This window comes from Mucilaginibacter sp. 21P (assembly GCF_019331605.1).
In the GTDB taxonomy this organism is placed as follows: Bacteria; Bacteroidota; Bacteroidia; order Sphingobacteriales; family Sphingobacteriaceae; genus Mucilaginibacter; species Mucilaginibacter achroorhodeus.
In genome coordinates, this window is sequence record NZ_CP063061.1 from 783,050 (window position 1) to 807,715 (window position 24,666).

Consider the following 24,666-nt stretch of genomic DNA (forward strand, 5'->3'; position numbering starts at 1 on the left):
ATTTACACTATCTTTGACACGTAGATGTTTACTCATGCAACCAATCTCTGATCACCGACCACTAATCTCTGCTATATGCGCGTAATGGCTTTCGACTATGGTACAAAGCGAATTGGCATTGCCGTTACCGACCCTATACAGATCATTGCAACAGGGCTGGATAACGTGCACCCCATGCACATTGTTGATTACCTGAAAAAATACCTGCAGGCAGAGCAGGTGGAGCGTTTTATTGTAGGCGAACCCAAGCAAATGGATAACACCCCATCTCAATCGGCTATCCATGTTAGGGGTTTTGTGAATTTGCTGAAAAAGAACTTTCCTGAAATCCCCATCGAAATGCTGGATGAGCGATTTACCTCGAAAATGGCATCAGCAGTAATAGCCCAGAGCGGCATGGGTAAAAAAGCAAGGCAAAATAAGGAGCTGGTAGATACTGTGTCGGCGGTGATATTGTTGCAAAGCTGGATGCAGAAATTCTGATTACCTGTTAAATGATGTTAAACCTGTTGCAAGCGAAGGTTAAATAGATAGTTTTGGATTAAATTCCTTTCCTAAATGAAAACCTTAAGCGCCTTACTTTTCGCATTGTCATTTTCCCTGTGCCTATTTGCCCAAACTCCGGTAGCGGATACTATGTATAATTTTGGTTTTGAATCTCGTACAGAAGGTAAAGAGCTTCCTGACAAATGGTTTGATTTCCACAAAAGCGATAAATATAAATTAGCACAGGTAAGTGATGAAAAACAAGGCGGTAAAAGTTCGGTGCTCATACAGCAGGTGGTGCCCGGCGATGAAAGATCATTTGGTAGCGTAGCAGAGAAAATTCCGGCAAAATTTATTGGCAAAACAATCACGTTTAAAGCCTGGATGAAGATAGCCGATGTTAAGGATGCAGCAATGCTAATTATAAGGATAGATAACGCGATACCGCGAATGTCGGCTTATAAGAACAACTATGATCAAAAAATAAACGGCACCCGCGACTGGGCGGAGTATTCTGTTACGGTTGATATTCCTATCGACGCGCAAACTATTTACGTGGCCGCAGTACTAAACGGCCCCGGTAAACTTTGGATGGATGATGCGCAGGTTCTGATAGATGGGCAGGATATTTCAAAGGCAAAGATAAACCCTGATTATGAGCCTAAACCGATAGCTTATGGTTACAATAAAGCAGCATCGGGGACTGTAAAATTAAAAGATGCCACGCTTTACTACGAAACTTATGGGCAGGGTGAGCCATTACTTTTATTGCATGGCAACGGGCACGAAATTTATGCCTTCAATTTCCAGATAAAGGATCTTGCAAAGAAATTTAAGGTAATTGCTGTTGATACCCGTGGGCATGGTAAAAGTACAGATGAATCTACCGGCGCACTAACTTACGATCTATTCGCCGAAGACATGAAGCAACTGCTTGATTCATTACATATAAAAAAGACAAATATTTTAGGGTGGAGCGATGGCGGTAATACCGGGCTAATAATGGCTGTAAAATACCCGCAGTATGTAAATAAACTTGCTGTAATGGGCGCAAATCTTTTCCCCACAACTGATGCCTTGCCGGATACTGTACTTAATGAGGTTAAACAAAGAATAGCGTATTATAAAAACAAGACAGACAAAGCATCGCAAATTAAACTACGCTTAACAACGTTACTATTACAAGAACCGCATTTAACCTTTAATGACATCCACAAGATCAAATCGCCTGTGTTGGTAATGGCCGGGGAACACGACCTGATCCTGGAAAAACATACCCGCGCTATTGCTCAAAACATACCTAATAGCAAGCTAATAATATTTAAAGGAGCATCGCATTATGCGCCGTTTGAGATCCCCAAAGTTTTTACGGAGACAGTAGTAGCGTTTATGAAGTAAATCCTTCTCACAATGATGGGGTTTGACACCAAAAAGCGATAAAAAATAAAATCCTTATCTTTGGCGCCATGGAAATTCTTGACGCGGCCCTGCAAGGCTACCTTGATAACCATTGCGACCCCGAGCCGTTAGGGTTGCAAAAGATAAACCGGAATACTCATCTGAAGATGCTGAAAGCTAACATGCTGTCAGGTCATTATCAGGGCCGGGTGCTGAGCATGCTCAGCAAAATGATGCAGCCTAAACTTATTCTTGAAATTGGCACTTTTACCGGTTACTCTGCCATTTGCCTGGCCGAGGGATTGGTTGATGGAGGCATTTTGCATACCATAGAAGTAAATGCAGAATATGAAGAAATGCTTAATTCACACTTTGAGTCAACAAATGTGGATAAAAAAATAAAGCTTCATATTGGCCCTGCAGAGGCCGTAATAGCTGATTTACAAGAAAATAACTTTGACATTGTGTTTATCGATGCTGATAAACGGAATAATTTTAAGTACTTTGAGTTAGTACTTGATAAGATAAGACCCGGAGGGTTAATAATAATTGATAATGTTTTGTGGAAAGGTAAAGTGTACGATGACGATCAAAAAGACGCCGACACAGAAAGTTTTCGCAAACTAAATGAACAAATAGCTGTTAAAAAACAGGTTGAAAAAATCATACTACCTGTTCGCGATGGCTTGTTGCTCATCAGAAAAAAGTAAATTATGAAGAAACTCTTAACTATTGCTCTTCTTTCAGTTTCAGCATTAATTGCATCAACTTCAGTAGCTTCGGCTCAAAGTACATCACAATCTTATATAGAGAAGTTCAAAGATAATGCCATTCGTATTATGCATGAGACCGGTGTACCCGCAAGCATTATACTTGGTGTGGCAATGCATGAGAGCGGAAGCGGTAAAAGTGCCATTGCAAAAAATTTAAATAACCAGTTTGGTGTTAAAGGCGGCGGCGGCGCGGTGTACTATAAAGGGAACAAAAAGGTTCGCTCGTCTTACAAAAAGTACGATAGCGTTATGGATTCTTTCAAGGATTTTGCACGCATCATGACAGAGCGTAAGCAGTTTAGCCACCTGGCTGATAAGTTTACTCAATATGACTACAAGGGTTGGGCTAAGGGTATTCAACGCAGCGGTTATTGCAGCAGCAAAAAATGGGCGTCGCAGGTGATGGGCATTATCAAAAGATACAGCCTTAATGAATTTGATGACGATGCTGCCCCGGATACTACAGCTTCAAAAAAGCCCGAATTGGCAAACAACAATTAACCAGTTATTAAAAACCTTAAGTTTGGCTAAGCTATAAGCAAACTCATGCGTAAATTACTATTCCTGTTAATTGCTGCCTTCTGCTTTACTTCCTGCTCTGCTAAAAAAGGGATAATCAGCGCCAGCAAGGCCCGTGCAAACAACAAATACATACAGAAGCGCAACCGCGCAAGTATAGCTGCCCATAAAGACCTCACATCGCTTGAGTATATCGACAGGTTTAAGACCATCGCCATTGAAGAAATGAATGCTTATGGTATTCCCGCAAGCATTACGCTGGCGCAGGGCTTATTTGAAAGCGGCGCAGGCAACAGCGACCTGGCAAAATTTGCCAACAACCATTTTGGCATTAAATGCGGCAGCACCTGGACAGGTGAAAGCTATTACAAGAACGATGATAACGAGAACGATTGCTTTCGGGTTTATGCAAATCCCGAAGAATCGTTCAGGGATCATTCAACTTTTTTAAAGAAAAAGAACTACGCAAGGCTTTTTGAGCTGGATAAGAATGATTACACCGGCTGGGCTTATGGCCTAAAGGCTTGTGGCTATGCTACAAACCCTAAATACCCGCAGCTGCTTATCAACCTCATCACCAAATATCAGCTTGATCAGTACGACCGCCCTGAGGGCGAGATAGCCAAGATAAAACGCGAAGACCGGGTGCTGGAAGAGATCAACAACAAAGCTAATACTCCCCAACAGGACAGCATCAGCAAAACCCCTCCCGACGATAAAATTTACACTGTAAAACAAGGTGATACACTATACAGCATCTCTAAGCGTTTTGGTATCACTGTTGACGACCTTAGGGAACTCAACAAATTGCCTGATAATGGCATACGTGTAGGCCAGAAGCTGGTAGTTGTGAAATAGTGTGTTAAAGATTGTTAAAGCATAATTTATCGTTAGCCAAAACCGTAACTTTAATCTCGCAAATGAAGTTATGGCTTGTTCCTTGTTTTTTAATGCTGTGTGCTGCCGGCTTTGCGCAATCAACCGTTAGCGGGATAGTATTTGATAAAAACAGCAGCGCGCGCATTGCCAGGGTGGGCGTAAAAAACCTCACATCAGGCAGATCGGTATACAACTCACTCAAGGGCGAATTTTCTATTGAGGCAAAGGTTGGTGATAAACTGGCTTTCTCCCAGCCGGAGCATTTCAGCGATACCATCAGTGTAAAAGATTTTGAGCCATTAGCCGTATATCTTAAACCGGTAGCCATTCAACTGATGGAAGTTACCATTAAAGGCAAAAACCTATCGCCCGATAAACAGCTGGAAAACACTAAGCGCGAATACAATAAATTATACGGCCCATCCAATAACCCCGACCTGTTAAATTTAGGCCCCGGCGGTGTAGGTTTAAGTATTGATGCCCTGTATAATATGTTTAGCAGAAGCGGCAGGAACGCTGAAAAGCTAAGGGGTATAATAGATGCTGAATACAAGCAAAAGGTGATTGATTATCGGTTTAATAAAGCCTTTGTACAAGGTATAACCCACCTGGAAGAACCAAAGCTCACCGATTTTATGCAGAAATACCGCCCCGGTTATTACCTGGTTACCACGGCCGGCGATTATGAGTTTATCTCCTATATACGTAACAACCTGAAACGCTATCTGCGCAGGCCAAGAGCCTATGAAGTACCGCCACTGCCCGAAATTAAATTAGACGTTAATTGATCATCGTAGTTCCATTTATGCGCGTGGCGGGCATGGCCTTGTTCCCGTTTATTTTAGTGAAGGAACATGCCTTCAAAAATGATAAGGTGCTCATTAATCATGAATGCATACACCTGCGCCAGCAGGCGGAATTGCTGGTACTGCCTTTTTATGTGTTGTACCTTTTAAATTATGTAATTAATTTGATACACTATCGAGACCATAATTCTGCCTACCTTAATATTATTTTTGAAAGAGAGGCGTTTAAAAACGAAGCTGATCTTGAATACCTGGGCAAGCGCAAGTTCTTTGCTTTTCTTAGATATTTTTAATTAATAAGATGAAATAACAGATTTTTACTTTTTATTTGTGCCATGTTGAAAACTGGTATTAAGCTTTTTTTACTGTCGTTTACTATCGCGATAGGTGCTTCAGCTCAAACTACCGATACAATTGCAAAAAAAGACACGGTTAAGATAGATACTGCTCTTCTTAATAAATACCGCATCAACACCAGGAAGAACGCCATTCCCGTACCGCCAACATCATTGGAGATAAGGCAAGAGCTGATACCGGTAACCATGTTAGATTACAAGGTGAGTTACTGGCGAAAGGCCATTACCTTTGGCTTAAACTTTAACCAGGCCGCATTTACTAATAATTATGCTGCGGGTGGTGTATCATCTATTGCCATCGGTTCAACATTCATCTACCATACCGAATATAATAAAGCACCATTCAGTTACGTATCGGAGCTTAACCTGCAATACGGTAAATCGAAAAGTAAAGGTGTAGGATCGCGCAAAACCAATGACCGTATTTTTTGGGATAACAAGCTTGCTACCCAAATGTCTAAACATTGGTTTTTCTTCGGTTCGTTAAGCTTTGAATCGCAGTTTGATAAAGGTTACAATTACGACCCCAACAACCAGTTGCCACCAACACAGATATCAAATTTTATGGCACCGGGTTATTTAACAGAGTCGGTAGGTTTTGAGTACAAACCGGTTTCTTACTTCGATCTCCGCCTTGGTACCGGTACCGCCCGCCAAACTTTTGTACTGGATGATAAAGTTTTTGCGCCAGACCAAACCGATGCTTATGGCGTAAAGCGCGGAAGTACTATACGTAATGACATTGCATTTCAGGCGGTAGCTATTTTTGATAAAGATATTGCACAAAACATGCACCTTAACACCCGTTATGAGATGTTTGTGCCGTACGGCCAACCGCTTAGCTATACCCGCCACCGTGTTGATGCGGTGCTTGCGGCCAAGGTTAACCGCCTCATAAACGTATCATTGAACGGCACGCTCCTGTTTGATAAAAATACCGGTATAAACTCGGTACAGGGTACCGAAGGCCTTGCGCTTGGCGTGCTGTATAAATTCCCGTGATACGGGGTTGTAATTGCCTCATATCAAGTCTGCAAAAGTGTTGATTGCTCCGGGCAAAATGTATTCACTTGCATTTAAAAAATCAAAAGCTATATTTGCGCATTAATATTCTCAAGGGGTGCCTTGCTTTGAGTAAAATCAAACTGAAAGACAGGCTGAGATCATACCCATGATCACCCGGACCCCCTGAAGGGGAGCAATTAAAACTCTAAAGTCGACTTAGAGTTCTTCTGCTCCCCCTTTAGGGGGCCGGGGGGCGACACCTGATCCGGATAATGCCGGCGTAGGGAGAGGTAAAAGTTAATTATGCTGCAGCTTTACCCTGACTGTGGTTAGTTTAACTAATTTATTGTTCAACACATTTTGAAAAACTTATTTGTGGCCATTGCGGCCCTGTTGTTGCCTTTTATGGCATCAGCTCAATTTTCCATCAAAGGGAAAATTACCGATCAATCCGGGCAGGCTTTGCCGGGCGCTACTGTTTCTATCAGCAATCCGAACGTTAACACTCAAACAGACAGTCGCGGCCTTTACACGATTGATAACCTAACTGCCGGTACTTATGTAATTAAGGCAAGTTTTGTGGGCTTTCAGCCGGTTACCAGATCCGTTTCTGTAAATGGCAACCAAACCATTAACTTATCATTAAGCAGTAACGTTTTTACCACCGAGGAAGTAACCGTAACTGCAACCCGTGCTAACAAAACATCACCAACAGCCTTTACCAACCTAAGCAAGAAAGACCTGCAGAAAAACAATTTTGGCCAGGATCTGCCTTATTTGCTTAATCAAACGCCATCGGTGGTTACCACATCTGATGCCGGCGCGGGAGTTGGTTATACGGGCATCCGCATTCGTGGCAGCGACGCAAGCCGCATTAACGTAACCATCAACGGCATTCCGTATAATGATTCGGAAAGCCAGGGCTCGTTCTTCGTTGATATCCCGGATATTGCCTCATCAGTAAATAACATCCAGGTGCAACGTGGCGTAGGTACATCAACCAATGGAGCAGGTGCCTTTGGGGGTAGCATCAACATACAAACTACCACCAGGAGAGATACCGGCTATGCCGATATCAGCAGTTCGGCAGGGTCATACAACACCTTTAAGAACACCCTCAATTTTGGTACGGGTTTAATGGGTGGCAAGTTTGCTGTTGATGGTCGCCTGTCGCAGATAACCTCTGACGGCTACATTGATGCTGCATCGTCAAATTTGAAGTCTTACTTTGTTAGCGGTGCTTACTACGGTAATAACAGCACTTTAAGAGCTAATATCTTTACTGGAAAGGAGCGCACCTTTCAGGCTTGGAACGGTATTCCGGATTACATTATCAGCGATAACGCTATTCCCAATCATCGTACTTATAACGAGTTGGGCCTGATGTCTAACGGGCAACGTTACCGCGACCAGGTGGATGATTATCTGCAGAACCATTACCAGTTATTGTATGACCGTAAGTTATCAGATAAATTATCTTTCAGTGGCGCATTACATTACACTCGCGGTAAAGGTTATTATGAAGAATACAGGAACAATGACCTGATCGCCAATTACGGTTTAAAAGCGCCGTCACCAGCAAGCGATACTACCAATCTTGCACGCCGCCGCTGGCTGGATAATTATTTTTATGGCGTTACCTACGCGTTGAAATATACGCCGCAAAGCAACCTCAACTTTACTTTAGGAGGTGCCTATAACCAGTACAAAGGCGCGCATTACGGAAATATTATCTATACAGAAAAAGGAGAAGGCATACCACCAAACTATCAGTACTACCGGGATGATGCAAAGAAAAACGACTTCAACATATTTACCCGCGGCGAGTGGCGACTGGGCCAAGTGGTGCTAAACGCAGATCTGCAATATCGTCGCATTGATTATTCATTCCTTGGTTTAGACCGTAATTTAAATAACGTTCAGCAACAGGTCACCCTTAACTTTTTTAACCCTAAGGCGGGTATAACCTATGTGCTTGATGAGAACAGCAACGTATATGCATCGTATGCCGTTGGCAACCACGAGCCTAACCGGGATGATTACACGAACTCGACACCCGATACCAGGCCCAAGCCCGAAACCCTGCACGATTTTGAAGCAGGTTACCGCACATCTGGCGATGTTTTTAAAGGCGGCATAAACGGGTTTTACATGCTGTACAAAAACCAGTTGATTTTGACAGGTGCACTTAATGATGTAGGTACACCTATTCGCGTAAATGTTGATGATAGCTACCGCGCCGGTGTTGAATTTGACGGGCGCGTACAGGCTACAAGGCAGCTGAGCATTGCAGCAACAGCCACTTTAAGCGCTAATAAGATCAAGAATTACACGCAGCTGTTAAGCAACTATGACGACAATACCCAAGTGCCTTTATTTTTAAAGAAAACGGATATTGCCTATTCGCCATCTTTTATCGCTTCGGGCGAGATCGCTTATTCGCCGATCAAAGGTGGCGAGATCGCTTTGCTCAACAAATACATCAGCAGCCAATACCTGGATAACACTTCCAATACCAATCCGGCAGGCTTTACGTCAATAGGTAACAACCGCTTCGTGCGCGACCGCTTGCTGAAGAATTACTTTGTGAGCGACCTGCGCGTGAGATACAACTTTGCTGTAAAGCATGTTAAAAACATAGCTCTCGGATTGCAGGTAAACAACATCTTTAATAAAGAGTATGAGGCAAACGGAGCAACCTATCCTGATATTGAAGGCGGGCAGGTGGTTAACTATAATTACTTTTTTGCGCAGGCTAAACGTAATTTCATGACATCGGTAACCATAAGTTTTTAAGCAATGGAAACCTGGGCACATATATTTTTAGAGCAGGTTAAGGCTACATCCTTATTAGAGTGGCTGGCTGTGCTATTAGGTGTTGCCGAGGTTTTACTGGCGCGTGCCAACAAAGTGGCGCTATACCCCACTGGTATAGCGGCCACTTTGATATCGATTTACCTGCTGCTAAATGCACATCTCTTTGCAGAGAGCGCCCTCAATGTTTACTACGTAGTGATGAGTATTTATGGCTGGTATCATTGGATAAAAAAGCGGAACGAACCGCCTGTTAAAGTAAGCTTTGCCACCAGGCAGGAATGGATAATAACGCTATTGATCTCATTTGTTGGCTGGGGGCTGCTCTATATTTTGCTGGTGAAATATACGCCATCAACAGTGCCGATAATGGATGCCTGGGTATCGTCAACTGCCTGGGCGGGTATGTGGCTGCTGGCGCGCCGGAAGGTTGAGAACTGGGTGCTGCTCAACGTAAGTAACCTGTTCGCTATTCCGTTGCTGTTCCATAAGCACTTGGTGATGTTTTCGGTATTAACGCTTATCCTGTTCATCGTAGCTATTTTCGGTTATGTGGATTGGCGTAAAATTGCGAAAGGAGAAAAAGCATGAGCGCAATTCATCATCCCTCGCAGCTGTTAGATGCTGCCTGGGTAAAACAGATAAGGGATAACGCGGCCGAGGCGGAAGCCTTAGGCATGCTGCATCCAAAGCAGCTGGAGTTAGTTTATCAACAGCAATGGTTTAATATGCTGGTGCCTGAGGCATACGGCGGATTGCAATATTCTTTACCAAAACTGATTGAAACGGAAGAAGCGCTGAGCTGGGCCGATGGCAGTTTGGGTTGGGTAGTAACCCTATGCAGCGGGGCCGGTTTCTTTGGCGGATTTATAGTGCCGGAGGTTGCCAAAGAGATATTTGCAGATAAAAAGACTTGCCTTGCCGGTAGTGGTGCCGATACCGGAACAGCTACTGAACATAACAATGGCTTTATCATCAACGGCAACTGGAAATATGCAAGCGGTGTTCATCATGCTACGCACATCACCATCAACTGTCGTATTGTTAATGCTAAAGGAACTCCGTTAACTGTTGATAGTGCCCCGATTATCCGGTCTTTTGTATTAGACAAAGCGGATGTACAACTGCAAAGCGGCTGGAAATATATGGGCATGGTTGCCACAGGTAGCGATGCTTATACTATAGATAACGTATATGTTGATAAGAACTGCAGTTTTGAAATAAAGCCGGAAGCGACGGTAATTGATGCAACAATTTATAAGTACCCATTTCTCCAGTTAGCAGAAGCCACGCTGGCAGCAAACCTATCCGGCCTGGCTGTTAATTTTGTAGACCTGTGCCAAGATGCTTTTGAATTTAAGGCAACCAACTTGCGCAGGGTAAGCGAGGCCAACGCCACTTTGATGATGCAAGAGCGCGAGTCGGCGATCATATTGTTGAACGATGCCCGCACTGCTTTTTACAAGGCAGTAAACCTTTCCTGGAAAGACATCGCTAATGAGAAACATCTGAAAGATGTAAGCAGGACCAGCAGAATGCTGGCCCGCGTTGCCCGGGAAACCGTTGACGGGCTCTATCCTTATTGCGGCCTTCTGGCAGCCTCGCCCGATACCGAACTTAACCGCGTCTGGCGCGATATCCACACGGCAAGCCAGCATGCTCTGCTTACATTTTTGGAGTAAAAGATTTTACTTTGCTTTAGTCCCCGGATTATCAAACGCAGCTTCATATACAACCCTGTTAGTGTTTGGGAATTCAAGTCTCCTGTTGGGTTGTCCTTTAAGCTCCGTTTTGTCATCAACAGTGAATTTGATTTCAGTGAAATTATACCCGGTTTTTAAGGTATAGGTAACCGTGTACAGAGAATCTTTTATAATGGGGGTCATCGGCAAGCCTTGGTCCCAGCTCAAAGGTTTATCGTTGCCCTTTACACCAACCCGCTGCACATCTTTCATGCCTTTCAAATGCAGTTTAAGGGTTATGTTAATGTTCCTGGTTGGCTGAACGCAGCTGCTTGTGAATAAAACAATCATAACAAGCGTTGGTATATAATACTTTTTCATAAGCTATTTTGTTAATAAGTGATCAACACCGAAGCGGCCGCTTCCGATAACAGAGGTATAAAGCGCTACCCAGGCAAAACCCATTGCAGGCAGCATGTTCCATAAGCCGTTTTGCCACTGCTGCATAAATATGGCAACAAGCATGGTCAGTAAAATGAGTATGCTGAAAATCCGGGTTTGATAACCTACAAGCAGAAATATCCCGCCGACGGCTTCACTAAAAGCGCCCATCCAAGCAAAAAATACGGGGAACATTTTAAATATCCCGCCATAGGCAGCTACATCGTGTGGAAACCAAAATGCAACCTCAAATAAATGTAGGTTATTGTCTTTTGGGCTCCATGGAAGCCCGAATTTGGCCGAGCCAAAGTCGGCTGTCAAAAGATATCCGCAAACCAAACGCGGAATAGCCAAAAGCAGGTCCTGATACCAATGCGGCAATAACAGCGGCTTGGTTAACTTTTTAATAAGAGTGATCATATAGCGATTTTTTAGCGCAAGTTGCCGCAATTTCAAAGCTTGAGCGCTTCAGAACATGTTATGAGGCAACATTTAGTTTATCGCTGAAGCCTGGTTTGGTAATCAGATGGATTTTCTCCGGCGAAACGTTTAAAAGCCCGGTTAAAAGTAGCTTTTGAATTGAAGCCGGCTTCAAACGCTATAGCCAGCATGGTGAATTGCTTGTGAGCAGGGCTTGCCATCAGCCTTTTAGCTTCTTCAACCCTATAATTATTTATCAGATCGTTAAAAGAAATACCAAATCCGGCATTGATAACTTTGCTTAAGAGCGAAGTATTTGTACCCAATTTTTTGGCAAGGTCGGTAAGCGTTAATTCCGGGTCAAGAAATATCCGTTTGTGCTCTAATTGCCTTAATACGGCGGGTTTCCATTTTTGGACAAGCTCGTAATTTAAATTGGAAGGTTCCTCAAGATCATCTGTTTTTGATGAAGCAGATCGGTTTACATCCCTTGCCGGCACTTGTGCAGGAACGTAATGAAGCTTAGCCAACATACGCCCTTGCTGCCCATAGGCACTAACAGCAATGTAATAACCAACAACAGCAAAGCCCATAAAAAAGTACCACGAAATAACATAATTTGATTCGTGGAAAATAGCCACAAATTGTTCAACAACAACGATGACCGCCAGGCACAGGTAGGCCAAAAGAAAATTTCTTAACCACCTGAAACTTGCCTGATCGGCAAATGATAGTTCGTCGATGATATAGTCCCGATAGCGTGTGTAATACCTGTATGTAAGAGCCAAATAAACCACTATACTTACCGACCAAAGCCAGGAATACCAGTTATCGAAATCGGGATCGTTGCGGCCGTTCATTAAACTATAATGATGTACGACTAAATTATCGTAGACAAATACGATCAGCGCCCAGATCACAAATAAACAGCCGGGTATAAAATGCAGATAATCATTGTAAGCGATTTTATAATCGATGTTCAATAAGCTTTTTACGTACAGTTAGATCAAAGGGCCAAAGAATAAAGCATGAATAAACGGGGTGTAAAATAAAATATCCCTGTACGGCTGATTATCATACCAACCGGCAAAACCTACCATCCAGGGGAAAACAAATAACCCTGATAGCAGCAAGAATATGCCGAGCAACCTTGATGACAGAAGTTGATCTTTTAAACCAAGGTACAGCAGCAAAAACCCGAAGATCATAAGCTGGCTAAAAAACACCAGTAAAACAGAGCTGTAAAGGTTAAATTGAAAAAGCATAATCTGGATTAAACTTACTAAAAGGAAATGGATGGCTCATATAATAAAGCAAGCTTTTCGGCAGTGGTATTTATAATACGGCCGGCATTAACTCCTGTGCTTTGTAACACCTTTATAACATAAATATCACGTAGGATATATATGTAAAATGTGATATTTGCCTTTTACCCATTTTGATGTTATGACGAGAAAATTATTGCTTTCAATAGGTTTTGCTGCTGCCACACTTATTTCATCGGCACAAACAAAAAAAGCACAAACAACAGCGCAAAGCACGCTGCCGCGGCCGAAATTGATTGTAGGTATAGTAGTTGACCAAATGCGTTGGGATTATTTATATCGCTACTTTGACAGGTACCAGGCCGGAGGTTTTAAGCGCATGCTTAACGAGGGTTTTACCTGCGAGAACACGTTGATCCCTTACATACCAACCGTAACTGCTGCTGGCCACACCTGCATCTATACCGGTTCGGTGCCCTCCATACATGGTATTGCCGGTAACGATTTTATTGTACAGGCAACCGGTAAATCAATGTATTGCACAGATGATAGCACGGTTGTAGCAGTTGGTAGTAACTCAAAGGCCGGCAAAATGTCGCCGCGTAATATGCTTACCAGCACAGTTACCGATGAGTTGCGTTTTGCAACAAATTTCCGTTCAAAAGTTATTGGTATCGCGCTTAAAGATCGAGGCGGCATTCTGCCTGCCGGTCATGCTGCTAACGCGGCTTATTGGTTTGATGATGCAAATGGCAGCTGGATAAGCAGCACTTATTACATGACAGACCTGCCCGCGTGGGTTAAAAACTTTAATGCCGGTAAACCAGCCGAGAAGTATTTGAATCAGGATTGGAACACACTTTATCCTATCAACACCTACGTACAAAGCGAACCGGATAACACCCCGGGGCACGAAGGTAAATTCAGCGGTACCGAAGCGCCAACCTTCCCGATCAAAACATCTGCGCTTTACAAAGGTAATGCCGGGCTTATTCGCTCTACACCTTACGGTAACAGCATGACGCTTGACTTGGCCCGCGCTGCCGTAGATGGTGAGAACTTAGGCAAAAATGTAGTGACAGATTTCTTGGCTGTAAGCCTTTCTTCTACAGATTACGTCGGTCACCAATTTGGGCCTAACTCTGTTGAGGCAGAAGATACATATTTGCGCCTTGATAAAGACCTGGCTGCTTTCTTTACTTACCTCGATGGCAAAGTAGGCAAAGGCAACTATACGGTATTCCTTACGGCAGACCACGGCGCTGCACATAACGCCAACTTCCTGATAGATCATAAAGTGCCTGCCGGTGTTTGGAATGACGGACCAGCGTTGACAGGCCTAAATAAAATGCTGGAAGAAAAATACAGTGTTAAGAGAGCTGTTTTAAGTTTCAACAATTACCAGGTGAACTTTAATAACACAGAACTACGTAAGCAAAAAGTTAGCGATGCAGCCATTAAGCTTGACGTGATACAATACCTGATGGAGCAACCTGCTATAGCTTACGCTGTTGATATGCAGCGTGTAGAAGAAGCGAATATTCCGGCAGCCTTGAAGGAAAGGATCCAGAATGGTTACAGCCCTGAGCATAGTGGTGCTATTCAAATAGTATTGAAACCGGGTTGGTACAGTGGCCATGGCCAAACCGGTACAACGCACGGTACGTGGAACCCTTATGATGCCCATATCCCGTTGATATTTATGGGTTGGGGTGTTAAACATGGCAGTCTCACCCGCGAAACGCACATGACGGATATTGCACCAACCGTATCGCAACTCTTGCATATCCAGGCACCAAACGGCAACGTTGGTACCGCCATTGGCGAAGTGTTGAAATAAAAATTTTTAGAGTGATATAGAAAGGCCGCAGTTAACCCCGCGGCCTTTTTATTTTACAGAAAATCCAGGTGTCAATTTTTAACTCCCTCCCATGGGAGGGGTGCGGCTGTATAGTGTAGTGGCAGGGAGGGGTTTTTAGGCGCCATGAAACCTCTCCCTACAGGAACGCGCAATCGGCGCTCTTTAGCGCCTCGGAGAAGTTCCTCATTATTTTTCGGGTGGATAGGCTGCATAAATATGCTCGTCCATTACCACGCCGCGTTTGATCACCGATTGCCTGATAATACCTTGCTTTTGGTATCCGGCTTTTTCAAGCACCCGCATAGATCTCGTGTTTTCGCTGAAAACAAAGGCTTGTACACAAATGGCATCAAGTTTTGTGAAAGCGTAATGTGTTAAGATTTTCACTGCTCCTACCATAATGCCCCTGCCCCAATGCTCCTCACTTAGCCAGTAGCCTATCAGTGGCGAATAGCGGTAAACATCACGACGCAATTCCAGCCCAATGCCGCCGGCGGCTTCGCCATTTACCTCAATTGCAAAAGTGGTTAGCCGCTCCTGGCCGGTAATATGTTGCAGAAATTCTTCAGCATCAATAAGGGTATACGGATAAGGGAACCGGTTAAGCAGGTACTTGCTTACGCTGGGGTTATCAGCGTGTCTCTGTAACCACGGCGCGTCTTGCATTAGCCATGGGCGAAGCTTGAAATTTGTACCCTCTAATTCCATATTTGTAACAATTACAGCAATAAAAATAGCAATCTTAGGTAAAGTGCTAAATTGCAGCGGCTAACTTACTCACATGAAACAGATATTTACCCTGTTGTTAGTTTTAACAGCATCAGGTACCATGGCACAGAACCTTGCGCCGCTTACAGTTGAAAAAATAATGCGCGACCCAAAATGGATGGGAATCTCTCCCTCAGATATCCATTGGAGCGCTGATAGTAAAAAGATCTATTTCGATTGGAACCCCGACAAGGCAGACCGCGATCAAACGTACGCAGTAACACCAAATGATCTAAAGCCTCAAAAGGTGAGTTTAACGGAGCGCCGGGATATGCCTGCAGATGGTAAATGGAACCGCTCGCGCACCATGGAGGTATTTGAAAAAGGCGGCGACTTGTACCTCTATCAGCTTTCAGGAGGCAAAATCACGCAATTAACCAATACCACAGAACGGGAGAGTGCACCAACCTTTAATACGGATGAGACAGCGGTCATCTTTACCAGGGAAAACAACCTTTACTATTTAAAACTTGCCAAAGGCGAACTGATACAACTTACAAACTTTGTTAAAAATGCAAGCGACAAGAAACCTGCAAAAGATAACGAACAAATTGCCTGGTTAAAAAAACAGCAACTGGAGTTGTTTGATGTAATAAAGAAAGAGGCAAAAGATAAGAAGCTGGATTCAGTTGAGCGGGCAGAAAACGATGGTGACAAATTAAAAGAGATTGTTATCGGCGATAAACGCGTAAACTTTCAGCAGGTCAGCCCGGATGGCAGGTATATTACCTATCGTTTAACACAAGCTGCGGAAGGCGCAAAAAGTACCATTGTTCCTAACTATGTAACGGCGTCCGGTTTTACAGAGGATATCCCCAATCGTACAAAGGTAGGCGCACCGCAGCAATCAAGCGAGTTATTTATTTTTGATGTAAAGCGCGACAGCGTTTATAAAGTGATTACTAAAGACATCCCGGGAATAAAGGATATTCCTGATTTTTATAAAGATTATCCAAAAGAATTGGCAGCCATGAAAAAGGCTGATGCCGACCGTAAAGTTGACCTGGTAGGCCCTTATTGGAGCCCCGATGGTAAATATGCCATCGTTAATGTAGATGCACAGGACAATAAAGACCGCTGGCTCATGAAACTGAACGCCGAGACCTGTAAACTAAGCTTGTTAGACAGGCAGCACGATGATGCCTGGATAGGCGGGCCGGGCACCGGCGCCTGGTTTGGCAATAGTACTTTAGGTTGGATAGATAACACACATTTTTACTACCAAAGTGAGGCCAGCGGTTATTCACATCTGTACGTTGCCGATGTTGCCAACGGCACAAAAAAACAGCTAACAGCAGGTAAATGGGAAGTGCAAACGCTGCAGATCTCAAATGATAAAAAGTCGTTTTACTTTACTGCCAATATGGAGCACCCGGGTATCACGCACTTTTACCGCATCCCGGTTACAGGCGGTGCTCCGGCAAAACTCACCGGCATGAAGGGGGGTAATGAGGTTACCCTATCACCAGATGAAAAATGGCTGGCTATACGTTACTCCTACTCCAATAAACCATGGGAACTTTATGTGCAGCCCAACAAGGCGGGTGCTAAGGCGGTACAGGTCACCCGTTCAACCTCGCCTGAGTTTAACTCTTATGCCTGGCGCGAGCCTGAAGTGATCAGCTTTAAAAACCGAATTGGAAAGGATATTTACGCAAGGGTTTATGTACCTAAAAACGCCGATCCTGCCAAGCCTGCCGTAATATTTGTACATGGTGCCGGTTACCTGCAAAATGTGCATTATTGGTGGAGCAGCTATTTCCGCGAATATATGTTCAATAACCTACTGGCAGATAATGGGTATACGGTGATGGATATCGACTACACTGCCAGCTCGGGATATGGCCGTGATATTCGTACGGGTATTTACCGCCACATGGGTGGTGCCGATCTGGACGATCAGGTAGATGGCGCTAAACTACTGGTTGAAAAATACGGCGTAAATGCCAAGCACATCGGTATGTACGGCGGCTCCTACGGTGGGTTCATGACGCTGATGGCTATGTTCACCAAGCCCGATGTTTTTGCTGCAGGCGCAGCGCTCCGTTCAGTTACCGATTGGGCACATTACAACCATGGTTACACATCAAATATTCTCAACGAGCCATATACTGATGAAAAAGCTTATCGCGAAAGTTCTCCTATATATTTTGCGGATGGCTTAAAAGGCCGGCTGCTGATGTGCCATGGCATGGTAGACCAAAACGTGAACTTTCAGGATATTGTGCGTTTAAGTCAGCGGTTGATAGAGTTGCACAAAGAAAACTGGGAATTAGCCCCTTACCCGGTTGAGGACCATGGCTTTGTACAACCCAGCAGCTGGACGGATGAGTACAAACGCATCTTTAAATTATTCGAAGAAACTTTAAAGAGTAAATAACAGCAAAGCCGCAATTCAAATTGCGGCTTTGCTGTTTAGAAATTATATACTTGCCCCTGCCGACGTATTAGTTTTCTTCATGGATAGGATAAATACCGTTGCAATGATGAGCAACGCACCTATCCAATCCATAAATTTAAAAGACAGGCCCAATATCACTACAGAAATGAGTGTTGCCGAAAGCGGCTCTGCCGAAGTAAGTACGCTGGCTTTTTGTCCGCCAATAAGGTGTACAGCTTGCAGATACAAGTAAAAAGGGAACAATGTCCCGAATATCACTACAAATAGCGTGTTGGCATAAGTGTAAATATCCCAAATGCCATCCGGCCTCCAGGGCGCTTTAACAAGCGAAATGGCAACGCCGCCAATGAACAGTCCCCAGCCGATAACACTTACCGCGCTAAACTTTTTAAGCAGTGGTACGGGTAACAACGTATAGGTTGCCAGGCTCACAGCCGATGCCATACCCAGGCCAAAAGCCAGCGACGAAATATTTAAAGCCCCCAGGTTACCGTGCGTTACTAACAATATTGTCCCAAGCACAGCTAATGAAATGGCAAGGTACTCCTGCTTTACCAGCCGCTGCCCGTGGCGTATGGCCAGGTAAATGGCTATCATCACCGGGGCAGAGAATTGCAATATGGTTGCTGTTGCGGCATTAGAGAATTTAATGGCAGCAAAGTAGGTGTATTGTACGGTAAGCATTCCAAAAATGCCAAACATCAGCAGTTTGCTGCGCGATGGTTTATCCAGCCAGATGTTCCGTACATCTTTATCCTTCTTAGCCAGAGCAAATACCAATAGCAACCCGCCTGCCCCTAACATCCTTACAGACATCAGCCATTCAACGCTTATCTCTCGTTGCTGAAATAAAAATTGTCCGCATGTGCCGGATATACCCCAAAGCGTAGCTGCTACCACAGCCATAATTATCCCTTTGCGGGTGTTGTTAGTTTCAATCGCCATGGCGCAAAAATAAATTGACAAACGTGCATTTTTTCATCAATTTTGAACTGTTTATGCAATTTTGTTTCATATTTTAGCGGTTCAATGGAACTTTTAGACCCTTTAGATCATAAAATACTCGAAATACTGCAATTGAATAACTTAACATCGCAGCGCGAGATAGGCAATAAGATAGGGCTTTCTGCACCAGCTGTTCAGCGAAGGATAACCCGTATGCGCGAACTGGGCGTTATAAAAAAAGACATCGCCGTACTCAATCCGGAACATCTGGGGCAACTTATCACTATTGTTGTGCAGGTAGAGATGGAGGCAGATAAGGTAGAGATAGTCACTAAAACCAAACGCAAGTTTGAGCAAACGCCGCAGGTGCAGCAATGCTATTACGTAACCGGGGAAGCAGATTTTATGCTGATAGTAGTGGTAAGCAATATGAAAGAGTATGAAAAACTTACGCACGAATTGTTTTTTAATAACCCCGGCATACAGCGCTTTAAATCATCTATTTGTATGGATATTGTGAAAAGCGGCTTGGCCCTGCCGGTCCCCAAATAATTTCGATATGAAGATCTGTTGTTTGTTTTTTTTGGTCTTATTAACCGCTTGTTCACGGCCACCGCCGTCAACATCGAGGATCAGCTTGTTGCTATCGCCCAATCACCGGTCTGTACAGTTTAATGGTTTAGATAAATTGGTCATAGGAGAATTATCGAGAAATACCAATACACATGTATGGCAAAGCCTCGTGCCGGTTTACGCTATGCCCGAAGATACCGATCTCAAAAGTTATCAGCCGATACAGCCAGGTAGATACGAGGTAAACGATTCGATCATTACTTTTACACCGGATACGCCTTTCGTAAAAGGAAAAACATACTTTGTGCGTAACTATCAGCTTGATGCGGCCAATCATCTGGCAGACTACATACGGGGCGGTGCCAAAGTTGGCTCGCGTAAATACATCGATTTGATTTTTAAGCCCTAAGGCTTTGAAATTATCTTGAAACATGTTATATTTGCATTGAAAATTAAAAAAGAGGGGGCGATTAGTCCCCTCTTTTCTTTTATCGATCAATTTTTCCTGGCGTAAAAACGGGACGAAAACACAACGATAATGAATATTGAAAAGCGAGTAACAGAGCTGGTTGAAGAGAAGTTAGCAGAGTTGCCCAACATCTTTCTGGTTGATGTAAAGATGCACCCGAACGGTAAGTTGATGGTGTTGGTAGACGGAGATAGCGGCGTAGGAATTGCCGATTGTGCGGCCATCAGCCGCCATGTTGGCTTTCATCTGGAAGAAGAGAATGTGATAGAAAATGCCTACAACCTTGAGGTATCATCGCCCGGAGTAGATGCGCCGCTAAAGTTGACAAGGCAATTTACCAAGAACATTGGCCGCAACCTGAGTATAAAAATGGATGACGGCACTAAACGTGAGGGTAAACTAATTGCTGCAGGCGATGAAGCTATACAGATAGAAGAGACCATAAAGCAAAAAGGAAAAAAAGCAGAGATTGTGGAAAGCACAATTCCGCTTGATAAAATAACAGAAACAAAAGTTTTAATATCATTCAAGTAATAAGAGAAGATGAGCAATATTAATTTAATTGATTCTTTTCAGGAGTTTAAAGACTTCAAGAATATTGACCGCCCAACCATGATGAGCGTACTGGAAGACGTTTTCAGAAGCATGATCAGGAAAAAGTACGGCACAGACGAAAATTGCGACGTAATTGTAAACACTGATAACGGTGACTTAGAGATATGGCGCACGCGTGCCGTAATGGAAGATGGTTTTAGCGAGGATGATGACCTTGAAATTGAACTGGCAGAAGCGCACAAAATTGATCCTGACCTGGAAGTTGGCGACGATTTTATTGAGCAGATCACTTTAGAAAGTTTTGGCCGCCGCGCTATTTTGGCAGCACGCCAAACATTGGTTTCAAAAATTCTGGAACTGGAGAAAGACGAGATCTTCAAAAAATATAAAGACCGCGTTGGCGAAATTGTTACCGGCGAAGTTTACCAGGTTTGGAAAAAAGAAACCTTGGTACTGGATGATGAAGGTAACGAGTTGTTGCTTCCAAAAACCGAACAAATTCCTGCAGACTATTTCAAAAAAGGCGATAGTGTACGCGCCGTAGTGAGTAAGGTGGATATGATGAACAGCAACCCCAAGATCATTATTTCACGTACTGCCCCTGAGTTCTTACAACGTTTGTTTGAACTTGAGGTACCGGAGATATTTGATGGGTTGATCACTATCAAGAAGATCGTTCGTGAACCGGGCGAGCGTGCAAAAGTTGCCGTTGAGTCTTACGATGACCGTATCGATCCGGTTGGTGCTTGTGTGGGTATGAAAGGTTCGCGTATCCATGGTATCGTTCGCGAGTTGAAGAACGAGAACATTGACGTAATTAACTACACCAATAACATACAACTGTACATTCAGCGTGCTTTATCTCCGGCAAAGATCACTACAATCAAGCTGGACGACGAGAAAAAAACCGCTGCAGTTTACTTAAAACCAGATCAAGTGTCATTAGCCATCGGTCGTGGTGGCCATAACATAAAACTGGCAGGTAAATTGACAGGCTATGAGATTGATGTTTACCGTGAGGCAGATGAGCATGATGAGGATGTGGACATCGAAGAATTCTCAGACGAAATTGATAGCTGGATATTAGACGAGTTTAAACGTATTGGTTTAGATACGGCAAAATCGGTATTGGAGCTATCTGTTGGCGAATTGGTTAAACGTACCGACCTGGAGGAGGAAACGGTAAAAGAAGTTTTATCAATTCTGCAGGCTGAGTTTGAATAAAACCGAATAACAAATTAAAAATCGTATTTTTGCGATAATTAGAGAGAAAATTTAATAAATGTCAGAAGACAAATCCATAAAATTAATTAAAGCGGTAAAGGAACTTAACATTGGTATGGGTACCATTGTCGACTTTCTTGGGTCAAAAGGTTACAAAGTAGAAAAGCAACCTATGGCCAAGTTAGACGGCGAAATGTACAACGTGCTATTGAAGGAATTTGCTGCTGATAAAGTTATTAAGGAGGAGGCCAAACAGATCAGTATCGGAAAGATCAGGAAGGAGGAGGCCCCTGCGGCTCCCGAGCAGCGCCCTGCAGAGCAGCGCCGCAACCGTGATTTTGAGAACGAAGAGATACTGATCAAAAATGCAGGCCAGTTTACTTCGACGCCGGCTGAAAAGCCAAAAACGGCAGCCCCTGCAGAGGAGAAAGCCGAAGAACGTAACGAGGCGTTACCGGGCGTTAAGGTAGTTGGTAAGATTGACCTTGATAATTTGAACAAGCCGGCTGCGAAGCCTGCCCCGGAAACAAAGCCCGAGCCCGTTGTTGAACAGGCTCCGGAAGCTCCTGCTGCACCTGTTGCTGAGAAAGCACCGGAGGTTGAGAAGCCACAAGCAGCTGAACCCGCCCCTGCACCTGTTGTTGAGAAGGCCATTGAGGTTGAGAAACCAAAAGCGCCTGAACCTGCACCAGTTGCCGTAGCCGAGACGCCTGCAGAAGCACCTGTTGCAGAAGTTGCTGAAGATGATGAAGTGATCCGTGCCAATGCTGAGCGCCTTTCGGGCCCTAAGATCATTGGTAAGATACAATTGCCGGTTGAGCAGCCAAAACGTGGCGGCCCGGTGGCATCGTCATCCAATGCTCAAAGCAACGCCGATCAAAAACGCAAACGTAAGCGTAAAGAAGGTGGTGGTAACCAACAGCAACCGCTTAGCGGCACCATCAATCCAAATCGTCCCGATTTCAGGAACAGGCCGCCGCAACCGCAAGGTGGTGGCAACGCTAACCGTCCCGATTTTAGGAATAACAGGAATGCACCGCCTTCAACACCAAAAGAAGAACCTTCAGAAAAGGATATACAAGACCAAATTAAGGCAACCCTTGCACGCTTAAGTGGTGCAGGTAAGTCTGGTAAGTTCTCACAGCGCGCTAAGTTCCGTCGCCAAAAACGTGACGACGTAGCTGCAACTGCTGAAGAACTGGCAATGGAACAGGAGCTTCAATCGAAAATATTGAAGGTTACCGAGTTTGTTACGGCAAACGAGTTAGCATCAATGATGGATGTTCCGGTTACGCAGATCATTGGTACTTGTATGAGTCTAGGTATGTTCGTGTCTATCAACCAGCGTTTGGATGCAGAAACTCTGAGCATTGTTGCTGATGAGTTTGGCTACCAGGTTGAGTTTGTGAAACCACAGGACGAAGAAGCCAACCTTGATCAACCGGATGATCCGGAAGACCTGGTTCCGCGCTCTCCTATCGTGACCATCATGGGCCACGTTGACCACGGTAAAACATCATTGCTTGACTTTATTCGCAAAACCAATGTTATTGGTGGCGAGGCAGGTGGTATAACCCAGCACATCGGTGCTTATGAGGTAACCCTGCCGGAGAATAAAGGAAAGATCACCTTCCTGGATACACCGGGCCACGAAGCGTTTACCGCTATGCGTGCACGTGGTGCACAGGTTACGGATATTGTAATTATTGTGATTGCTGCTGATGACAGCGTGATGCCGCAAACCCGCGAGGCTATAAACCACGCGCAGGCCGCAGGCGCACCTATTATCTTTGCATTCAACAAAATTGATAAACCGGGTGCCAATGCCGATAAAGTGCGCGAGCAGTTGTCTGGTATGAATATCCTGGTTGAAGAATGGGGTGGTAAATATCAAACACAAGAGATATCTGCTAAAAGCGGTTTAAATATCGACTTGCTGTTAGAGAAAGTATTGCTTGAAGCAGAGTTGTTAGAGCTAAAAGCCAACCCTAACAAACGTGCCGTTGGTACCGTAATTGAAGCAGCCTTAGATAAAGGCCGCGGTATTGTTACCACTGTATTGGTACAGGCCGGCCGTTTAAAAGTGGGCGACCCTATATTAGCAGGTTGCTACAGCGGCCGTGTTAAGGCTTTAACCAACGAACGTGGCCAGCGTGTAGAATCTGCGGGTCCATCAACACCGGTACAGGTATTGGGTATGCAGGGCGCACCAACCGCGGGCGACAGGTTCAACGCACTTGACAGCGAACCGGAAGCACGTGAGATAGCTAACAAACGCCTTCAATTACAACGTGAACAAGGCCTGCGTACGCAGAAACATATCACGCTGGATGAGATCGGTCGTCGTTTGGCTGTGGGTAACTTTAAAGAACTTAACGTTATTGTTAAGGGTGACGTGGATGGTTCAATCGAAGCGTTATCAGATTCATTGCTGAAACTATCTACAGAACAGATACAGGTTAATATCATCTCCAAAGCAGTTGGCCAGATCTCCGAGTCGGACGTGTTGCTGGCATCAGCATCAGATGCGATCATCATCGGTTTCCAGGTTCGCCCATCACAAAATGCGCGTAAACTGGCCGAGCAGGAACAGATCGACATCAGGTTGTACTCTATCATCTACGACGCGATCAACGAGATCAAAGCGGCGATGGAAGGTATGCTTGCACCAACGTTTGAAGAGAAGATCGTTGCTAACGTTGAGATCCGTGAGACATTCAAGATCAGCAAGGTAGGTACCATTGCAGGTTGTATGGTGTTAGATGGACAGATCAACCGTAATAGCAAGATCCGTATTATCCGCGATGGTGTGGTAGTACATACCGGTGAGCTGGCTTCATTGAAACGTTTCAAAGACGATGTTAAAGAAGTTAAGCAAGGTTACGAGTGTGGTTTGAACATTGCCAACTACAACAACATTGAAGTAGGTGACATAGTTGAGGCGTACGAAAACGTAGAAGTAAAACGTAAACTGGCATAAGCTGGGTTAACAGATAAATGGAAAGGACGGCTAAACAGCCGTCCTT

General features: G+C 44.3%; 24 protein-coding genes. 18 read left to right on the top strand and 6 right to left on the bottom strand.

The features are described 5' to 3' along the window. The first annotated feature begins 75 nt into the window (after positions 1-75). The 11 genes from ruvX (at position 76) to INP83_RS03460 (ending at position 10,718) form a co-directional block, all read left to right on the top strand. On the top strand, positions 76-483 hold the full coding sequence (ruvX, locus tag INP83_RS03410) for a Holliday junction resolvase RuvX (RefSeq protein WP_219126308.1): 408 nt from the start codon (positions 76-78) through the stop codon (positions 481-483). 75 nt (positions 484-558) lie between these two features. Beyond that, on the top strand, positions 559-1,884 hold the full coding sequence (locus INP83_RS03415) for an alpha/beta fold hydrolase (protein WP_219126309.1): 1,326 nt from the start codon (positions 559-561) through the stop codon (positions 1,882-1,884). A gap of 68 nt (positions 1,885-1,952) precedes the next feature. Further along, positions 1,953-2,594, top strand: a complete 642-nt coding sequence (locus INP83_RS03420; protein WP_219126310.1) for an O-methyltransferase — start codon at positions 1,953-1,955, stop codon at positions 2,592-2,594. A gap of 3 nt (positions 2,595-2,597) precedes the next feature. Next, on the top strand, positions 2,598-3,158 hold the full coding sequence (locus INP83_RS03425) for a glycoside hydrolase family 73 protein (RefSeq protein WP_219126311.1): 561 nt from the start codon (positions 2,598-2,600) through the stop codon (positions 3,156-3,158). A gap of 45 nt (positions 3,159-3,203) precedes the next feature. Further along, a complete protein-coding gene (locus INP83_RS03430; protein ID WP_219126312.1) occupies positions 3,204-4,034 on the top strand; it encodes a glucosaminidase domain-containing protein in 831 nt (276 codons plus the stop codon). Between the two features lie 62 nt (positions 4,035-4,096). Further along, on the top strand, positions 4,097-4,843 hold the full coding sequence (locus INP83_RS03435) for a hypothetical protein (protein ID WP_219126313.1): 747 nt from the start codon (positions 4,097-4,099) through the stop codon (positions 4,841-4,843). Further along, positions 4,840-5,154, top strand: a complete 315-nt coding sequence (locus INP83_RS03440; protein ID WP_255563245.1) for a hypothetical protein — start codon at positions 4,840-4,842, stop codon at positions 5,152-5,154. The genes INP83_RS03435 and INP83_RS03440 overlap by 4 nt, the downstream gene beginning before the upstream one ends. A 42-nt stretch (positions 5,155-5,196) precedes the next feature. After that, entirely contained in the window at positions 5,197-6,219 is a 1,023-nt protein-coding gene (locus tag INP83_RS03445) for a DUF3078 domain-containing protein (protein ID WP_146269519.1), read from the top strand. Between the two features lie 363 nt (positions 6,220-6,582). Then, the gene (locus INP83_RS03450) at positions 6,583-9,018 is read left to right on the top strand and encodes a TonB-dependent receptor (RefSeq protein ID WP_370630583.1); all 2,436 of its coding nucleotides are present in this window, start codon (positions 6,583-6,585) and stop codon (positions 9,016-9,018) included. Between the two features lie 3 nt (positions 9,019-9,021). Further along, positions 9,022-9,627, top strand: a complete 606-nt coding sequence (pnuC, locus tag INP83_RS03455; protein ID WP_219126314.1) for a nicotinamide riboside transporter PnuC — start codon at positions 9,022-9,024, stop codon at positions 9,625-9,627. Beyond that, positions 9,624-10,718 carry an acyl-CoA dehydrogenase gene (locus INP83_RS03460; protein WP_219126315.1) on the top strand — a complete coding sequence of 365 codons (1,095 nt, stop codon included), beginning with the start codon at positions 9,624-9,626 and terminating at the stop codon, positions 10,716-10,718. The genes pnuC and INP83_RS03460 overlap by 4 nt, the downstream gene beginning before the upstream one ends. A 6-nt stretch (positions 10,719-10,724) precedes the next feature. Here INP83_RS03460 and INP83_RS03465 read toward each other — a convergent pair whose 3' ends face one another. From INP83_RS03465 to INP83_RS03480, 4 genes are all read right to left on the bottom strand, one after another. Next, a complete protein-coding gene (locus tag INP83_RS03465) occupies positions 10,725-11,099 on the bottom strand; it encodes a hypothetical protein (protein ID WP_219126316.1) in 375 nt (124 codons plus the stop codon). 3 nt (positions 11,100-11,102) lie between these two features. Next, entirely contained in the window at positions 11,103-11,579 is a 477-nt protein-coding gene (locus tag INP83_RS03470) for a DoxX family protein (protein WP_219126317.1), read from the bottom strand. Between the two features lie 77 nt (positions 11,580-11,656). Next, positions 11,657-12,562, bottom strand: coding sequence for an AraC family transcriptional regulator (locus tag INP83_RS03475; protein WP_219126318.1), 906 nt, complete (start codon positions 12,560-12,562; stop codon positions 11,657-11,659). An 18-nt stretch (positions 12,563-12,580) separates the two neighbouring features. Next, positions 12,581-12,844, bottom strand: coding sequence for a hypothetical protein (locus INP83_RS03480; protein ID WP_219126319.1), 264 nt, complete (start codon positions 12,842-12,844; stop codon positions 12,581-12,583). Between the two features lie 181 nt (positions 12,845-13,025). Here INP83_RS03480 and pafA point away from each other — a divergent pair, with 181 nt between their 5' ends. Continuing rightward, positions 13,026-14,684 (top strand): alkaline phosphatase PafA, encoded by a 1,659-nt coding sequence (gene pafA, locus INP83_RS03485; RefSeq protein WP_219126320.1) that lies wholly within the window; start codon positions 13,026-13,028, stop codon positions 14,682-14,684. 207 nt (positions 14,685-14,891) lie between these two features. On the opposite strand, the gene INP83_RS03490 is transcribed toward pafA, so the two are convergent. After that, complete coding sequence (locus tag INP83_RS03490; protein ID WP_219126321.1) at positions 14,892-15,413, bottom strand: GNAT family N-acetyltransferase; 522 nt, start codon at positions 15,411-15,413, stop codon at positions 14,892-14,894. 73 nt (positions 15,414-15,486) lie between these two features. On the opposite strand from INP83_RS03490, the gene INP83_RS03495 reads away from it, so the two are divergent. After that, positions 15,487-17,853: a prolyl oligopeptidase family serine peptidase gene (locus INP83_RS03495; protein WP_219126322.1), complete on the top strand. Its 2,367-nt coding sequence runs from the start codon at positions 15,487-15,489 to the stop codon at positions 17,851-17,853. Between the two features lie 42 nt (positions 17,854-17,895). On the opposite strand, the gene INP83_RS03500 is transcribed toward INP83_RS03495, so the two are convergent. Further along, positions 17,896-18,819: a DMT family transporter gene (locus INP83_RS03500; protein ID WP_219126323.1), complete on the bottom strand. Its 924-nt coding sequence runs from the start codon at positions 18,817-18,819 to the stop codon at positions 17,896-17,898. 84 nt (positions 18,820-18,903) lie between these two features. Between INP83_RS03500 and INP83_RS03505 the strand changes: the two genes are divergently transcribed. The 5 genes from INP83_RS03505 to infB all read left to right on the top strand — a co-directional run bounded on the left by INP83_RS03505 (position 18,904) and on the right by infB (position 24,620). Further along, positions 18,904-19,371, top strand: a complete 468-nt coding sequence (locus tag INP83_RS03505; RefSeq protein WP_219126324.1) for an Lrp/AsnC family transcriptional regulator — start codon at positions 18,904-18,906, stop codon at positions 19,369-19,371. A 7-nt stretch (positions 19,372-19,378) separates the two neighbouring features. Continuing rightward, positions 19,379-19,801, top strand: coding sequence for a hypothetical protein (locus INP83_RS03510; protein WP_219126325.1), 423 nt, complete (start codon positions 19,379-19,381; stop codon positions 19,799-19,801). 129 nt (positions 19,802-19,930) lie between these two features. Then, positions 19,931-20,395 carry a ribosome assembly cofactor RimP gene (rimP, locus tag INP83_RS03515; RefSeq protein ID WP_219126326.1) on the top strand — a complete coding sequence of 155 codons (465 nt, stop codon included), beginning with the start codon at positions 19,931-19,933 and terminating at the stop codon, positions 20,393-20,395. A gap of 9 nt (positions 20,396-20,404) precedes the next feature. Continuing rightward, a complete protein-coding gene (gene nusA, locus INP83_RS03520) occupies positions 20,405-21,640 on the top strand; it encodes a transcription termination factor NusA (RefSeq protein WP_146269506.1) in 1,236 nt (411 codons plus the stop codon). A 58-nt stretch (positions 21,641-21,698) separates the two neighbouring features. Beyond that, positions 21,699-24,620: a translation initiation factor IF-2 gene (gene infB, locus INP83_RS03525; protein WP_219126327.1), complete on the top strand. Its 2,922-nt coding sequence runs from the start codon at positions 21,699-21,701 to the stop codon at positions 24,618-24,620. The last annotated feature ends 46 nt before the right edge of the window (positions 24,621-24,666 follow it).

Excerpts from the sequence above, each read along its gene's own strand:
- INP83_RS03460 (WP_219126315.1), top strand. The coding sequence starts at position 9,624 with ATGAGCGCAATTCATCATCCCTCGCAGCTGTTAGATGCTGCCTGGGTA.
- INP83_RS03505 (WP_219126324.1), top strand. The coding sequence starts at position 18,904 with ATGGAACTTTTAGACCCTTTAGATCATAAAATACTCGAAATACTGCAA.
- INP83_RS03435 (WP_219126313.1), top strand. The coding sequence starts at position 4,097 with ATGAAGTTATGGCTTGTTCCTTGTTTTTTAATGCTGTGTGCTGCCGGC.
- INP83_RS03470 (WP_219126317.1), bottom strand. The coding sequence starts at position 11,579 with ATGATCACTCTTATTAAAAAGTTAACCAAGCCGCTGTTATTGCCGCAT.
- INP83_RS03420 (WP_219126310.1), top strand. The coding sequence starts at position 1,953 with ATGGAAATTCTTGACGCGGCCCTGCAAGGCTACCTTGATAACCATTGC.
- rimP (WP_219126326.1), top strand. The coding sequence starts at position 19,931 with ATGAATATTGAAAAGCGAGTAACAGAGCTGGTTGAAGAGAAGTTAGCA.
- INP83_RS03490 (WP_219126321.1), bottom strand. The coding sequence starts at position 15,413 with ATGGAATTAGAGGGTACAAATTTCAAGCTTCGCCCATGGCTAATGCAA.
- INP83_RS03480 (WP_219126319.1), bottom strand. The coding sequence starts at position 12,844 with ATGCTTTTTCAATTTAACCTTTACAGCTCTGTTTTACTGGTGTTTTTT.
- nusA (WP_146269506.1), top strand. The coding sequence starts at position 20,405 with ATGAGCAATATTAATTTAATTGATTCTTTTCAGGAGTTTAAAGACTTC.
- INP83_RS03425 (WP_219126311.1), top strand. The coding sequence starts at position 2,598 with ATGAAGAAACTCTTAACTATTGCTCTTCTTTCAGTTTCAGCATTAATT.
- INP83_RS03415 (WP_219126309.1), top strand. The coding sequence starts at position 559 with ATGAAAACCTTAAGCGCCTTACTTTTCGCATTGTCATTTTCCCTGTGC.
- infB (WP_219126327.1), top strand. The coding sequence starts at position 21,699 with ATGTCAGAAGACAAATCCATAAAATTAATTAAAGCGGTAAAGGAACTT.
- INP83_RS03495 (WP_219126322.1), top strand. The coding sequence starts at position 15,487 with ATGAAACAGATATTTACCCTGTTGTTAGTTTTAACAGCATCAGGTACC.
- INP83_RS03465 (WP_219126316.1), bottom strand. The coding sequence starts at position 11,099 with ATGAAAAAGTATTATATACCAACGCTTGTTATGATTGTTTTATTCACA.
- INP83_RS03510 (WP_219126325.1), top strand. The coding sequence starts at position 19,379 with ATGAAGATCTGTTGTTTGTTTTTTTTGGTCTTATTAACCGCTTGTTCA.
- INP83_RS03430 (WP_219126312.1), top strand. The coding sequence starts at position 3,204 with ATGCGTAAATTACTATTCCTGTTAATTGCTGCCTTCTGCTTTACTTCC.
- ruvX (WP_219126308.1), top strand. The coding sequence starts at position 76 with ATGCGCGTAATGGCTTTCGACTATGGTACAAAGCGAATTGGCATTGCC.
- pnuC (WP_219126314.1), top strand. The coding sequence starts at position 9,022 with ATGGAAACCTGGGCACATATATTTTTAGAGCAGGTTAAGGCTACATCC.
- INP83_RS03445 (WP_146269519.1), top strand. The coding sequence starts at position 5,197 with ATGTTGAAAACTGGTATTAAGCTTTTTTTACTGTCGTTTACTATCGCG.
- INP83_RS03500 (WP_219126323.1), bottom strand. The coding sequence starts at position 18,819 with ATGGCGATTGAAACTAACAACACCCGCAAAGGGATAATTATGGCTGTG.
- pafA (WP_219126320.1), top strand. The coding sequence starts at position 13,026 with ATGACGAGAAAATTATTGCTTTCAATAGGTTTTGCTGCTGCCACACTT.